General features: G+C 53.0%; 18 protein-coding genes. 3 read left to right on the top strand and 15 right to left on the bottom strand.

What is annotated here, in order from left to right; translation table 11 throughout:
- The first annotated feature begins 8 nt into the window (after nucleotides 1-8).
- The 3 genes from AP059_RS07865 to AP059_RS07870 all read left to right on the top strand — a co-directional run bounded on the left by AP059_RS07865 (nucleotide 9) and on the right by AP059_RS07870 (nucleotide 1,269).
- Nucleotides 9-305, top strand: coding sequence for a DUF6388 family protein (locus AP059_RS07865; protein ID WP_059762736.1), 297 nt, complete (start codon nucleotides 9-11; stop codon nucleotides 303-305).
- Nucleotides 306-426: 121 nt separating this feature from the next.
- On the top strand, nucleotides 427-744 hold the full coding sequence (locus AP059_RS21975; protein WP_177332363.1) for a hypothetical protein: 318 nt from the start codon (nucleotides 427-429) through the stop codon (nucleotides 742-744).
- A 108-nt stretch (nucleotides 745-852) separates the two neighbouring features.
- Nucleotides 853-1,269, top strand: a complete 417-nt coding sequence (locus AP059_RS07870) for a low affinity iron permease family protein (protein WP_059762737.1) — start codon at nucleotides 853-855, stop codon at nucleotides 1,267-1,269.
- Between the two features lie 45 nt (nucleotides 1,270-1,314).
- Here AP059_RS07870 and AP059_RS07875 read toward each other — a convergent pair whose 3' ends face one another.
- The 15 genes from AP059_RS07875 to AP059_RS07940 all read right to left on the bottom strand — a co-directional run bounded on the left by AP059_RS07875 (nucleotide 1,315) and on the right by AP059_RS07940 (nucleotide 13,690).
- Nucleotides 1,315-1,854 (bottom strand): DUF4142 domain-containing protein, encoded by a 540-nt coding sequence (locus AP059_RS07875; protein WP_059762738.1) that lies wholly within the window; start codon nucleotides 1,852-1,854, stop codon nucleotides 1,315-1,317.
- Nucleotides 1,855-2,004: 150 nt separating this feature from the next.
- A complete protein-coding gene (locus AP059_RS07880) occupies nucleotides 2,005-2,844 on the bottom strand; it encodes a hypothetical protein (RefSeq protein WP_059762739.1) in 840 nt (279 codons plus the stop codon).
- A gap of 1 nt (nucleotide 2,845) precedes the next feature.
- Nucleotides 2,846-3,121 (bottom strand): MoaD/ThiS family protein, encoded by a 276-nt coding sequence (locus AP059_RS07885; RefSeq protein WP_059762740.1) that lies wholly within the window; start codon nucleotides 3,119-3,121, stop codon nucleotides 2,846-2,848.
- Complete coding sequence (locus AP059_RS07890) at nucleotides 3,118-4,299, bottom strand: acyl-CoA dehydrogenase family protein (protein ID WP_059762741.1); 1,182 nt, start codon at nucleotides 4,297-4,299, stop codon at nucleotides 3,118-3,120. Before AP059_RS07890 ends, AP059_RS07885 begins: the two co-directional genes overlap by 4 nt.
- 542 nt (nucleotides 4,300-4,841) lie before the next feature.
- Nucleotides 4,842-5,648 carry an MrpH family fimbial adhesin gene (locus tag AP059_RS23225; protein ID WP_441295892.1) on the bottom strand — a complete coding sequence of 269 codons (807 nt, stop codon included), beginning with the start codon at nucleotides 5,646-5,648 and terminating at the stop codon, nucleotides 4,842-4,844.
- 108 nt (nucleotides 5,649-5,756) lie between these two features.
- Nucleotides 5,757-6,290, bottom strand: a complete 534-nt coding sequence (locus AP059_RS07895) for a fimbrial protein (protein WP_059762742.1) — start codon at nucleotides 6,288-6,290, stop codon at nucleotides 5,757-5,759.
- A gap of 8 nt (nucleotides 6,291-6,298) precedes the next feature.
- Nucleotides 6,299-6,793, bottom strand: a complete 495-nt coding sequence (locus AP059_RS07900; RefSeq protein ID WP_059762743.1) for a fimbrial protein — start codon at nucleotides 6,791-6,793, stop codon at nucleotides 6,299-6,301.
- On the bottom strand, nucleotides 6,790-7,278 hold the full coding sequence (locus AP059_RS07905) for a fimbrial protein (RefSeq protein WP_059762744.1): 489 nt from the start codon (nucleotides 7,276-7,278) through the stop codon (nucleotides 6,790-6,792). Before AP059_RS07905 ends, AP059_RS07900 begins: the two co-directional genes overlap by 4 nt.
- Nucleotides 7,275-7,757 (bottom strand): fimbrial protein, encoded by a 483-nt coding sequence (locus AP059_RS07910; protein ID WP_165599921.1) that lies wholly within the window; start codon nucleotides 7,755-7,757, stop codon nucleotides 7,275-7,277. The genes AP059_RS07905 and AP059_RS07910 overlap by 4 nt, the downstream gene beginning before the upstream one ends.
- Nucleotides 7,758-7,767: 10 nt before the next feature.
- Nucleotides 7,768-8,346 carry a fimbrial protein gene (locus tag AP059_RS07915; protein ID WP_082706773.1) on the bottom strand — a complete coding sequence of 193 codons (579 nt, stop codon included), beginning with the start codon at nucleotides 8,344-8,346 and terminating at the stop codon, nucleotides 7,768-7,770.
- Between the two features lie 35 nt (nucleotides 8,347-8,381).
- Nucleotides 8,382-9,137 (bottom strand): fimbria/pilus periplasmic chaperone, encoded by a 756-nt coding sequence (locus AP059_RS07920; RefSeq protein WP_059762747.1) that lies wholly within the window; start codon nucleotides 9,135-9,137, stop codon nucleotides 8,382-8,384.
- A gap of 22 nt (nucleotides 9,138-9,159) precedes the next feature.
- The gene (locus tag AP059_RS07925; RefSeq protein ID WP_203302918.1) at nucleotides 9,160-11,646 is read right to left on the bottom strand and encodes an outer membrane usher protein; all 2,487 of its coding nucleotides are present in this window, start codon (nucleotides 11,644-11,646) and stop codon (nucleotides 9,160-9,162) included.
- A 44-nt stretch (nucleotides 11,647-11,690) separates the two neighbouring features.
- Nucleotides 11,691-12,245, bottom strand: a complete 555-nt coding sequence (locus tag AP059_RS07930) for a fimbrial protein (RefSeq protein ID WP_059762748.1) — start codon at nucleotides 12,243-12,245, stop codon at nucleotides 11,691-11,693.
- 71 nt (nucleotides 12,246-12,316) lie between these two features.
- Nucleotides 12,317-12,889, bottom strand: a complete 573-nt coding sequence (locus tag AP059_RS07935; RefSeq protein WP_059762749.1) for a fimbrial protein — start codon at nucleotides 12,887-12,889, stop codon at nucleotides 12,317-12,319.
- Nucleotides 12,890-13,063: 174 nt separating this feature from the next.
- Nucleotides 13,064-13,690 carry a response regulator transcription factor gene (locus tag AP059_RS07940; RefSeq protein WP_059762750.1) on the bottom strand — a complete coding sequence of 209 codons (627 nt, stop codon included), beginning with the start codon at nucleotides 13,688-13,690 and terminating at the stop codon, nucleotides 13,064-13,066.
- Nucleotides 13,691-13,787: the final 97 nt, after the last annotated feature.

The following is a 13,787-nucleotide window of genomic DNA, read 5'->3' on the forward strand; positions in this document are numbered from 1 at the left end:
GATAACGAATGATCCCTAAAGAATCGCGCAATGAACTCGCCCTGGACACATTCATCAAGGCGCACCCGCACTTAATCGAAGAAATGAAGGAACTGAGCCACGAAGACCGGCAACAGCAAATCCTCTGGGCATTTGAAGACGAAGCACAAAGCCGCGGACTGGAAGCGTGGGAACTGGCGCTGGAGCTGATTGCACGCTCACCTGAAGAACTCGCAGCCATGCGTCGGGAGGTTCATCAAGAGGTGGCTGAAGCACTGGACATGAGCTGGGAAGAATACTGCGGATTCAACGACATCGCGGTGTGAGTGGCGCGCGCATTGAGTGACGCAACGGTTATCAGCCAACCGTTCGTCACTTGAGTGGCACGAATCGGTAAAATGCCCACACCAATATCATGTAGTCCTCGCCCACCTTGGAGCTGACATCATGATGACGCTGCTCAAACACCTCTCTTTCGCCGCCGCGCTAGGCATTTTATCCGCCAGTTCGTATGCCGCACCGTCTTCAACGGGACCGACCATCCCCGAAAATCCCGTCAACCCGCCTGCAACTCAAGGGGTTGAGCCCAGCATCAATCAGGATTCCAAAATCCATAACGATGCCGATACGCCTACCCATCCTTCAGTTGACCCCAGGATTCAGGGCAATGACCCTGGTCGCCAGGGCGGTACGAATACAGACGGAAATGGCCCAGTGGGCGACAACGATCAGTTAATAACCCCGTCAGGTTCTGCCAAACCTTAATCCTGCACTCAAGGCCATCGTTCAAAACGGCTCAAAAAGGTAACTGTAAAAAAGAATTTCAAGTCATAGGTGGTGTCCAAGATGTAACGACCACTTAAAGGCTTACAGATGAAATTCGACACCTTTTCCCAAGGGCTTGCCAAAGCCGCGGGCCGCCCCCGTACGTTCCAGATTGCACTCCTGCTCATCGTGATCTGGGCCGTGTCGGGGCCTTTTTTCCACTTCAATGACACCTGGCAGTTGATCATCAATACATCCACCACCATCATCACCTTCCTGATGGTGTTCCTCATCCAAAACACTCAAAACCGTGATAACGATGTATTGCACATCAAGATCGACGAGTTGCTGCGCGTAACCAAAGAAGCGCAAAATGCAGTGCTCAACCTGGACTCACTGGATGCCAAAGAACTGCGCAACATTCGCAAGCAGTACAAGCGCATGGGTGAAAACCAATCGGTAGAAGTGACGCGCACCGAATCGGAAGTCACTGCGACCGAAAAAGGCACCCAGACCCCTGCTTGAACATACCGCGCTGATACTTTCAGGCATCAGCGCAGCCCATTGCCATTAGCTGTAAGGTTTATCAGCGCCACCTTTTTGGTGAGCCGCGGCAAGTTTCTTTGCCATTTCCAGATGCATCTCCAGTTTGGGTAAGTACTTGTGAGCGAACGCTTTGAGTTCCGGTGACGTGGACTGATGGGCCTGATGCTTGAACAATGCAATGGCATCTTCATGGGTCTTGACCTGATGAGCCGCGTAAGCCACATCAAACGACGCCCCTTCCTGCACTTGAAGCATCATAGACTTCGCTTTACTCAAAATATCCTCTTCAGCCGCCACCTTAAGACCTTGCTTTTGAGCGATTTCTTTCAGGTCACGGTTGGCATCGGTGTAGTCCTTAATGACTTCGACTGCATAGCTATTGATATCTACAGCCGTGGTTTTCTGAATTGCCATGCGACTGTTTTCAATCTCCGCAATCCCTGCTGCAGACGCCTCGTCAACAAACTCGGCAGGACTGGCAGCCACGGCAGCTCCCGCCATGAACATGGCATAAGCCAATGCACAACTGGCGACAAGGCGTTTAGGGACACTCGGGGTTTTCATAACATCCTCCAGAAAAAGGCAGGTTTATTCCCTGCACAGAATCTGAAGGCGTATGCGGGTAAAGGTTTAGAAAAACCTGATAGGGGCGACGAGCGGTCACTGCAAAAAGTACCGGACGTCATGTTTACGAGCACCGGGATGTGGCTGCGTTTATTCAAACCGCTCAACGACTGTGGCCGCTAATGCATGACCCCGGTCAACATTATAAATACGATGGATGAAAACCCACTGCCCTTGCCACTTATAAAGTTTTGTGTGCACACGCATCAGTTCAAATAAATAAACAGGACAACTTAGCTCCATGGCGACTTGTTTTAAGGGGACGCCCAATACTTTACTCATCCGATACTGAGCAGCGGCTTTAGACATCACCAAACATTCACGCGCCTGCGCCACCAAAGAGGTCAATTGAAAAAATGTCCATTGATCAGCCACCTCGCACTGATGTCGATGCAATGTGATATCAAGAGAGCCCTCAACGCAAACAGGACTTGAGTATTCAACCTCACTGACGTACGTCAACAGCTTTCGCTGAATGGGCGATGAGTCTATTTCCTCTTCTTTAAATCGCACCAACAATGACTCATGCATGTGTCCCGAGACGGCGGACAAGGCGGCTGCTCCATCAAGTCGCAATAACTTCCAATGCAGAATAACGCGCGCAAACACCTCTTCCTGGGCGGCGAACACATGAAAAAACTCGAGCACCGTATTCGATTGCCTTAACCGCACCTTGTCTAGAATCGCCGTAAACTCAGCCGCATCGAAGAATTGAAAGGGGCGAGCATAATTAATCTCACACCCGACGACAACCATACTTTGCTGATAGTCCTTGAGCTGCCGAGCAATCGACACGCCTAAATATTTAATAAACCAGGCGCACACATCATTTACGCCAAACTCAAGCAGAGCATGTGGATGAAACTGTATAGGACTGAACAAGGTAGGGTCGATGGCCCGGACACTAGAGACACTGCGATCAATATACATATCAACCTCCTGCAATGGCCGTAAAAACATCCAATTCATCGTGGTTATTAACGTTTACATCCAGCGAATCAACAGATAGCTTTTCACCATTTAGCGAGACCAGAAAGCTTTTCTTAACTTGCCCTTGGCCATCCAGAACAACAGCACGGAGATCCGGGTGTAGGCTGATTATTTTCAGGATCACACTCTTAACTGTGTCCTGAGGTTCAACATCAATACTCATTTCACGTGCGTAACCCATGAACCTTGCAAGGTTTCCCGATAGCTTAATATTCATTCCTTTAACTCCTGCTGATACTTGCGCTGTTCCTGCATCTCCAATTCATGGATTTTATAAATACCGAGATCCACCTTAAGCTTCTCTTGAGGGTCCGCACCCGCAATCAAGGATGCAAAGTCCCGTTGCGCCCGACCAAGACCACTGTTTTCGGTATACCCCCAACCTCCTGTGATGCTCAGTGCCATCGAGACAATTTTATTAACAGCCTCAACCGCCTGGTATTTAGCGGATGATGACACCGGATCCCAATAAGGATCCGATGCGCCCAGATCCTGTCGAAGTAAGGCGTGATAGACAAAAGCGCGTGCAGACTCAAGCAGGATATACATCTCACCCACCACAGCCTGTACATGCTGAAAGTCAATCAAGCGCTGCTGATTACGTACCGTACGGTGCACATAATCTACGGCTGCTTCAATGACTGCCCGCGCCCGCCCTAAGAACAACGTTGTTTGCAAGGATCGTCGACAATTAAGAAAGTAACGCTGGGCAAAACCGAGTCCATCCGAGGCCACCAACAAACGACTTTTGTGCAACCGTACATTATTTAAAGACAGAGATGAAATTCCGGTGGAGCGGCACCCCAGCATGACGCGAGGCAACACAACAACACCCGGATCATCCGCACGCACTAAAAAAACCTGAACATCCAACGTATTGCTGCGCACAAACACCATAAATACATCAGCTGTCTCAGCGCCAGTCACGATTTCCTTCACCCCATTCAGTACGAAATAGTCAATATCTTTATCGCGCACCGCACACGAGGTGAATGTGAATGCATCCGCATTCTCTGTGTAGGCAAACGCCCCGCCTCTTCTCCCTTCTACCAGATCGTTAATGTACTGATCATTAACATCATCACGCCCGAGGGCAAGCAGGGCTGTAATAAAAGACATCCGCACCGAGATCAAAAACGGAAAGGAGGCATCCACAGACAAATAACCAATTTTTTCCAGCACTTGGCCCCATGCCGCATACCCCTGCCCTAAGCCGCACCTTGATTTAGGCAGGTGGTACTTATAAAGACCTAACTGCGCAAACTTCGAAATTAAATCGTGACTTATCGGGGTCGATGTTCGGTCGCGTTCAATGACAGAACTATTTAACTCGCCCTCTATAAGAGGACCATACACTGCCTTTACATCCCGAGCTCCTTGCCAATCTATACGCATTATGGGTCCCTCCATAGCGAGCAAGACAGTACATAACTTACAACCTCCAAGCAGCCACCCAAGCCGCCGTTTATCAGCGTCAGCGCTGTTAACACCACGACAAAGAGTAGGCCAGAATAAAAAAAACGCCATGACCTGTGCGCTAAATCGTTTTAAAAGATAAACCCTGTCCTGTAAACCCGTTATCAACCCCGCATGCGCTTCGTGTGCAGCACGAAAAGCACTTGCGACAATACTTTTTACTGCGTCAAATTACCCCACACCAAGATTGGACTGCACCCTGCTGGCCTCAACATTGACGCACGCAGGAACGTCGCATGAAGAAGGACGATAAGAATGACCCTTTTTAGACTTGCTCTGGCTTCAGAAGCGCCCAAACGGTGGCGCCTCATGGGCAGCGTGGGCAGTCCACCCCCATGCAGGCATGTACTTACTGGCCGGTATGGCGTTGCTGGGGGCGTGGATGCTGGCAAACACACGTAGCAGCTGCCGAAGGAACGAGGCTGCTACAAGGATTGGCCATATCACACACAGATGCTGGCTTAATTAGGGGACACCGTTATCACTGTAGATCCGGAAAAAGGGCCTGGGGTGACAGTGCCTCGGGTGACTAAAGTGGAAATGATATTAAGTGGACTATCCAGATTGTTTGTAACCGACATATTAATGCCATTGGTGGCATCCCGAGTATTGATTGTCACTACGGAGTAAAGACTGTCATCATTTCTAAGCCTGACGCCCCAAGTGTTTGTACGGGCTGCCCTGACAGAGATGCTGGCAGAAGCATTACATCTAACATTGAGACGGGTCGATGCTTGTGCGCCATTAAGTTCTGAGCCGGACAGCGCTCTATGGTCGACAGTCGCATTCCCACTAATACTGCATTGCACCGGAGGTGTTGGCGGCCTTAATGGCACACAATTAGTAAGATCATATGCAGGGCCACCCATATTGCCGCTGGCCGTAGTATAAACCATACACCCCCCCGTAAGATCCCAGGCTGACTCTATCAAGTACGAATCGCTATAAGGCATAAACACCCCCATACTATTAAGCTCACGAAGAATATCTCCGAACGTCACCGGACGGTTAAGACCCGTAGTAACGGTCCATTGACCACCACTAAGTTGCGAACCCACCAACCTAAGCTCTGGACGTACTTGGCAATTCCGATTAGTTCTACCACAGGCACTTAATCCTGAGTCTTCAAGAGACCATCCGCTTAACGTATAGGATATTCTTGTAAACCCACCCTCAGACACAATCGACGTCACAACGAAGGTAGCGGTAGCATGTGCCCTCGATATAAAACCAAATAACAGCACCACAAACACTAAAATCAGCCGCATATAAATAACCTGGCAATTAATGCGAGACGGGGATCTTAACCATCACGAGACAGCAAGACTTAAAATAAAAACAACCTGATCGTTTTTAAAAATCAAACGCCCCATCAACTAGTCATAGCTTAGCGTAAAACTTAACGCCGCATAAAACGCCCCCAACCCTATGTTCCTATCTACCAACGCCTGCGACTCCCCTTGCAGATAAGCATTGAAATTTATCAAGTTACTGCCTTTGATAAACGCCCCCATATTGTGGGTTTCATTTAGTACCAAGGGCTTGCCGTCGACAGTTTCCAACCCCAACAAGACACCGTGCACATCGCCGCTTTGCAATACCAGCAGCCCAGGTGGGTCGATACTTTCAGGCCCGCTGAACATGATACTGACCCTGCTGTTGCCTGTGCCCAACTGACAATTCTGCAGGTGCAAAGTCATGGGCCGCCCGCGGGTGCGGCCATTGAGATAAAGGTCCTTGTCCACAACGCTTAAAAAATCCAGCTCAACCTGGGCATCTTCCGCCGCGAGCATACAAGGCTCATTGACCAGCGAGCCGGAAAAGTACAGGTTGTCTTCATCTGCCACCGCTGCTGACCACCACAGGCCTAGGGCAATCCAGAGGGTCAGGTTCACGATCCACTTGCCCATAAATCCTCCTAATAAAACTCGGCCAGTAACAGTGCCGAAGCGGTGAAGTCGATACTCGGCAACTCACTGCCCTTAAGCTTGACGGGTACTGCCTCCAGCAACGGCAAGGCGGTGGGGGTGATCTGCATAAATTGAGGCTCGCCGGGAATAAGCTCGGCCCCGCCAAGCAATACCTTGATGCCAAGGTCCGGCACAGAGGACTGCAACGCTTTAGGTTCAAAAACAGCAGGATTGCCCTTGAGGGTCAGGCGCATGCGCCAGGAAGTACGGGTACTCGCACCCGGACAGTTGATTTGATAAGGGATCGCCTTGCGGTATTGCTCACCATCGATGCGATTGATGGCGAGATTGCCAAAGCGCACATCCAGACGCCCGCCCTTGTCACTGACCGTACAGAGGGGCCGTGCCAGTAGAGTGCCGCTTAACTGCAGGGTTTCGGCCATGCCAGCCAAAGGCAAGGCAGCCAGCGACAGAACTGTTAACACTCGATTTAAGGCGTTCATTGATACTCCACCATCACCGTGGCGGTGGCCGAAAACGTGCCATTTACGATCTCGCTGCTTTGAGTCCTTTTGGCCAACACTGCTTGCAGCAACGGTTTCTTGCTGGCATCGAAATTTGCCCAGGTATTGAGCGCAAGCGCAGAGCCATCTTTTTTAAACGCAATACCCAGTTCGTCATTGCCCGGCACTGCCAATAAAGCCGGTAAAAACCAGGTGCCGGCCCCCTGCACCTGTATGCGAACCTGATTGCTCACCGCCAGTGAGCAATCAAGGGTGTAAGGGAGGGTGATGGTCTTGTAACTGCCATCAATATCGTCGACTTGCACATCGCCAAATGTGGCGGCAATCAATTTACCGTCGTTGATCACACACGGAGGGGCCGCCATCATATTACCGCCGAAATCCATACGCATATCGACAGCAAGGCATGCCAAAGGCAGTGCAGACGCCAACAGAACAGCCAGCACTCGGGACAGGACGTTCATAGATATTCAACCATCAATGTCGCGCTGGAAAAAAATGCCCCGGTTCGTATCTGGGTACTCCCAGCCCTCTTGACCAACACAACTTGCAACCGAGGTGTACTGGTGCGATTGAAATTTGACCACGTATTGATCGCAAGGTTGGTGCCGTCTTTTATGAACTGGATGCCAACTTCGGGAATACCCGTAATAGCCAACAATGCAGGAGTAAACGACTGGGTTCCTCTCACTTGCATACGAATGACGCTGCTCTCGACACTGGAGCAATTCAGGGTGTAAGGGATGGGGATCGTCTTGTAACTGCCATCGATATCGGCGGTCTGAACATCTCCAAAATAGGCATTAATAAATCTTCCGCCGTTGATCACACAGGTGGGCGCCAGAACAGTGCCGCTGATCGTCACAGTCATACTGGAGGCAGCATTCGCGAATGACCCACAACCCAGTGCCAGCACCATAAGCGCCACTCGCAGGGCCGACATTTTGCAGTGCTCAGTCATAGCTCAGATTCACATTCAGGCTGGCACGAAAAGCGCCCGGACGCAGCGGTGCAGCGGTGCGCTCAGGCCGGATGTAGTAAGTCAACTGGCTGTCACCCGGCGTGACAAACCACACAGGCGCGGTTTGCCCCAGATGCAGGTTGCGCCCCTGAACGTCCTGCACGCGCAGGCCAACACCACTGGCACCCTCTACCTTGATCAGTTCCGGGGTATCTGGATCGGACACGGCGCTGAAGGTCAGCGTGGCCACTGGCTCGCTGGCACTCCACAGCAGGGTGCCCAGCCGGTCATCCCGGCGCCCGCCCTCGCTGCGTACACAGCCCTGCAGTTTCAGTTGTAGCGTTACAGGCCTGCCCTGATCGCCCATTTGAGCCAGGCGAGCTGTACTCAGGTTGCCCAGGTCCAGGGTCTGATGGCTGGAACTGGTGTCCAGATAACACGCGCTTTCAAGCAAGCTGCCGATCACCTGGAACTCGGCCGTCTGCACGTTTGTACCTGCGGCCTGGGACAAGGTTGAAACACTTGAGCAGCAGAGCAAGGCCACCAGGCAGTTGCGGAGTCGAGGGATCATGGTTTCAACTCACTTGAAGAGGTCATGGCTCAAGGTCATTTCTTGTCGGTAACAGGGCTGGCGGTGCAAGTCCCCGCCACACAGCTGAACTGCAATTGCGGACGGCCGCCGTAGTCATTGACGTAGGTCAGCACTGGCTTGTCGCCCAGCACCTTGGTGCTCAAGCCCAGATCCTGCTGGGACTTGGGCGGGACCATAATGGGCTTGAAGTCCGCCGGGCTGGCTGTCTTGAGATCCGGGGCGGCTTCAATCAGAGTGATGAAATAAGGCGTCGGGTTGTTAACCTGATAGCGCTCGCCCTGACGGCTCAGGGTCAGTTGTTCCTGCCAGGGCGCTTCACTCAAGCCCTTCTTTTGCGCAATCGCCAAGGGCCGGTAGAACAGCTTTACCCGGGTTTGCAAGGCGATTTGCAAGGTGTTGGCCTTGTCGCTGCGCGGCGGAATTTCGCGCAGGTTGAAGTAAAAAATCGACTCGCGATCCTGGGCGAGCAGGTTCAACTCTGGCAGGCCCTGGATCTTCACCTGGCTGCTGGCACCGGGTTCCAGGCGCTGTACAGGGGGGAGCACCACCATGGGGCCGGTGACTTTCTCGCCCTGTTCGTTTTCGATCCAGCCCTGGGCCAGGTAAGGCAACTGCGCATTCTGGTTGCTGATGCTCAGGCTGACGGATTTTTCACCGCCGATAAAAATCACCCGGGTGCGGTCCAGTGATACAGCGGCCTGACTGGTTTGTACGGTACTTGCACCAAGCATGGCGAGTAGTACAAAGGTGTAACGTTTGCAGAAGATCATGGGTGGTTCCTGTAGCCATAAATTAAGTGGCGCCGTTGCTTGTGTCGCCAAGGGGCTGACACAGCAGCTCCAGTTGTGATTTGAGTGAAGCAACCTTGTCCGGCAGGGTGAAGCGGCAGTGGTCGTTGCCCCCCCAGTTCAGCGTCATGGTTTCGCCCGGTTGCATGCCGCTCAGATAGGTCGAACCTTCTTCACCGACAATGCCGGTGTCCTGGCCGCGGCTATTTTTGGCGGTTGCACCAAAGGGCGGGGCGTCACGATCGGCCATCAGAATGGTGACCATCCCCTTTGCTCCGGCGATCACGTCAAAGCTGCGATAGCCAATGGCGCCTTCGGTCAACGTGCCCTGGATCACGGACTGGGTTGCTTCAACATCGTCGGGCAAGGTGTCCAGATCGATACTGGCCTGATTGCGGTAGTAGCTGTTGACGTCCGTGATCACGGCCTTGCCGAACCGATTGGTATGGGTCACGGCGCCGTTGCCACGCACCGGTACATCGGCCACACCCTGGGTATCGACCAGCAATCGGGTGCCGCCCATTACACTACTGCGGTGCAGGGCCGCGCCTCGACCGGTGATGGTGGCGCCGCCTTCTACGGACAGGCTGGCCGTGGTGTATTCGCCCTCCTGGTAACTGCCACTGACAACCACTTGGGCCTGATCCCCTTGATGGGAGAAAAAGCCACTGGCGGTTTCGCCGCTTGAAGTCTTACCGGCGCTGAGCATGTACTGGTTACGCTCGTCGAGGCTGTCGTAGTAACTCAAGGTATGGGTGCTATCTCCGTTATTAACCGAAGTGTTGAGACTGATTGAGCCCGTACCACCCCAGGGAATACTGACCGACAGATACGCACCATCATCGGAGGCACCATTGGATTTGTTCTGATAGGCCGTCAGCGACAGGCTAAGATTTTTCAAACGACCCACATCGAAGTAGCGCGACATCGACAGGCTGAAGCGATCACTGGCCCGGCTGTCCCAGTAGGTCTGGTGGTTATAGTTGAAATACAGGCTGAGGCCGGCATCACGAAACTGTTTGCTCAGGGTGGTGGTGTACATGTTCTTGCTGCGGTTAAGCGGCCGATCACCATGCCTGGCTTCAATAAACTCGTTCATGCTCATGTAGTTTTCTTCGGAGAAGCGATAGCCGGCGAAGGTCACCTGGCTGTCGTACTCATCGAAGCGCTTGGAGTAGCTGATCCGGTAGGACTTGCCCATCAGGGCACTGTTGCTGGCCGGTACAGTGGCACGGGATTGGGTGACATCCACCGACAACGCGCCAAAAGCCAGCAAGTCACGGCCGGCACCCACCGCCAGCGAACCGTAATCCTTGGCGCCGAGTGCGCCGCCATACAACGACCAGCCATTACTTACACCCCAGGAAAACTCGCCAGTGGTGAAGATCGGGCCGTCCATCTGATGCTCCCAGTCGGAAGGCTTACCGCCTGTCAGCTTGTAGCGCACAGACCCCGGACGCGTCAGATACGGAATGCTGGCGGTGTCCATTGTGAAATCCTGAACACTGCCGTCCTGTTCTTCGACGCGCACATCCAACTGACCACTGACCGCATCGTTAAGGTCCTGGATACGAAAGGGGCCCGGCGGCACCTGAGTGTTGTAAAGCACCCTGCCCTGCTGGCTGATCACCACGCGAGCGTTGGTGCGGGCCACGCCCGTGACCTCGGGGGCATAGCCTCGAAGATTGGGCGGCAACATATTGTCGTTACTGCTCAGGTTGGCGCCTGTGTAGCGGAAGCTGCCGAACAGGTCGGAGTCCAGGTAGCCTTCGCCGACAATCAGGCTCGAACGTAAAGACGGTATGGCACGCAATGCGTAAAAGCGGCTCCAGGCGAATTGTTGCTGTGAGGCCTGGCCAGCGCTGCGCTGCATTTGTGATTGCCAGTCGCCGCGAAAGCGCCAGGCACCCTGATTGAAACCCACAGTACCGTTGCCATTCAGATTGTCGTTGCGACTGCCTTTACGGTCGGTGGTCTGAGCGTTGAAGTTGTAGTCAAACAGCGCACCGGTAATGCCATCGTCCCAGCGAGAAGGCGGGTCCCAATTCGGCGCGGTGTATTCCAGCTGGTCCTGGGGGATGCTCAGGTACAACCCTGAAGTACTCAGATCGCCACGAGCCTGCATGCCGGGAATACTGCTGAGCTCCAGACACGCACCGTCGCGCCACCAGGTCAGGTTTTTAATTGTTTGCTCTTTCAAACCCAGTTCATTTACAAGTGCTGGGGAGAGGCAGGGGAGACTGTTCTTCGGGTTATCATCCGGGGTAATAAAAACAACGGGGAATTCAGTGAGCGTATCGCGATTAAGATGAACCATCAGTGTGTACTCCCCCGGCATGATGAAGTTCGCCGAAGCAAACACCCCAAGATCAAGGTTCTGGCGATCGTTAAGGTCCAATACATCGGTATTGAACTCGAACTCTTGGGCTGCACTGGCCCACGTCGCCAAACAACACAACGCTGTGGCAGTCAATACCTTACGGTGATCCACGCGAATACAATCCTTGATCTATAAAGCCTCACCACTTCAATCACTCAGAAGTGCTGAATACTCAATTTGATAGTGGCGTGATAGTTACCCGCCTGAAGTGCACTTCCAGTACCGACAAGTTCCAGGACGTAATTAAGCACCATGGTGTCAGCAACACCGGAGCTGTCATCAAGTAACATGCCGGGCGCAATCAACTTTCCACGAGCATCCTTTATCCGCAATGCAATGCCTTTGACTGCACCCTGGAGGCTAAAATTATTACCGTCAACCTCACCTTCAAATGTCAATTTCAAGGCCCGCGACGATAGGGCATTGGAACCTGTGTAGGTGATGCCGCAATCACTCAGGTAAATATTCAAAGGCCGCTGAAACGAGGCTTCACCGCGTACCAGGCCATCCAGCGAGGCCGGTTGAAAGGTGACCGTTTGGCCTTCATTACCCATGCGCATGGCACAGCCCGTATCCACAATACTGCCGACTAATTGCACACGCCCTTCTTGTTGCTTGTTAGCCAGTAGGTCAGCGGCACAGGCCTGCACACCAAACAGGTACAGAACCAGGAGCAGTGACAACAGCAGCAGGACGCCAGAGCGAATCATCAACACCTCCGAAAACTTCCCCCAAGCACGCACTAAGTACGTACTCAGGGGCATCTCAATGACGGAGCGAGTTATTGATAAGCGAGGGTAAAGTTGGCGAACGTCTCGAAGTCACCCGGCGTAATTTCAGCAGCCGCTCCAGGTGTGCCTGGCTCATCACCTACACCCGGCGTGCCTGGTGCTCTGTCACCCTGCAGGTAAGCGCTGAACGCGAGGAAGGTATCGCCGTTAGACAGCGTCTGTGCAGGCGACTCACTGCCCAGCGGGATCAGGGTACCGTTTTGATCGGCGATAGCCAGGCTGGCACCGCGAGCCGTGCCTCTGAGTGCCAGCAGGTCAGTGTTGGCTGCCGGCGAACCGGTGAAGGTAGCGGTCGCAGACTTCAAGACACCCAATTCACAGCCGAGCAGTTCGATTCGGAAAGGCGTAGGGCGAGACTGACCACCATCCCTCAGCGCAACGTTGGCAACCTGCGCCATTTCAACAGTCTGAAACTGCGAGTCTTGAGCGATAGAGCATGGCGCATTAATAATGGAGCCTTTAAACGTAATGACGCCATTACCCTGATTTTCAGCCATTGCACCAGCCGAAGTTGCCACCAGAGTAACTGCCATAATGGCGCCAGCCAAAGTTTTAACTTTCATTTCACGCTCCTAAAGTTGTTGTTTCCCTTGAGGAAGTTCACCGGAACCTTCTCAAGCTCGGGTATCGAAGTACCGTTGAGCTGGGGCAACTTTAGGGGGCGATAGTGTAAAAGTGAGTAGGACGTTGCCGATAGCATGCTAGGAAATTTCCCACATGCTTTTTCCTGCTAGCGGTCAGGCAGTCAGCGCATTGCGCTTGGCAAGCTCGGCCAGGTCCACCAGCGAATTGACGCTCAGCTTTTGCAGCAGGCGGGTTTTATAGGTGCTGATGGTCTTGTTGCTCAAAAACAGTTTTTCACTGATCTGCTTGTTTGAATAACCCTGGGCCAAGTGCTGCAAGACCGTCAATTCGCGGTCGGTCAGCGACTGGATCTGCTTAAGCTCGGTCAGTTGATCTGACGAGCTGACGCTGTCAGAGGTCAGCGAGGGAAAGAAGGTATAGCCTGCGTCTACGGCCTTGATGGCAGTAATCAGTTTGTCCAGGCCTTCTTCCTTGTTGATAAAACCGCGGGCACCGAGCTGGATGCAGCGCCTGCACACCGAGTCGGCAGGCTGGGAAGTCAGGATCAGTATTTCACTGCGTACATTCAGGGCCTTGATACGGGTAATCACACTAAAACCATCGAGCTTGGGAATTCCGATATCAAGCACTACCACCTGCGGCGTCAGTTCGCGCACCAGTTGTACAGCATCAAGCCCGTTGTCTGCTTCACCCACCACGCGCATGCCATGTTTTTCCAGCAGAACCGTGACCGCGAGCAGAATCACCGGGTGATCATCAACTATAAGAACGCTATGCATGGTGCCTTTAACCTCTTGAACGCGCTTGCCACTGAACAGCGGTAAAGGCTAACACGCTTAGCCAGGCAGGATCTGGCTATAGGCCTTCGTGAAGTTT

Origin of the sequence: Pseudomonas sp. TAA207 (genome assembly GCF_001529285.1) — a bacterium.
GTDB lineage: Bacteria > Pseudomonadota > Gammaproteobacteria > Pseudomonadales > Pseudomonadaceae > Aquipseudomonas > Aquipseudomonas weihenstephanensis.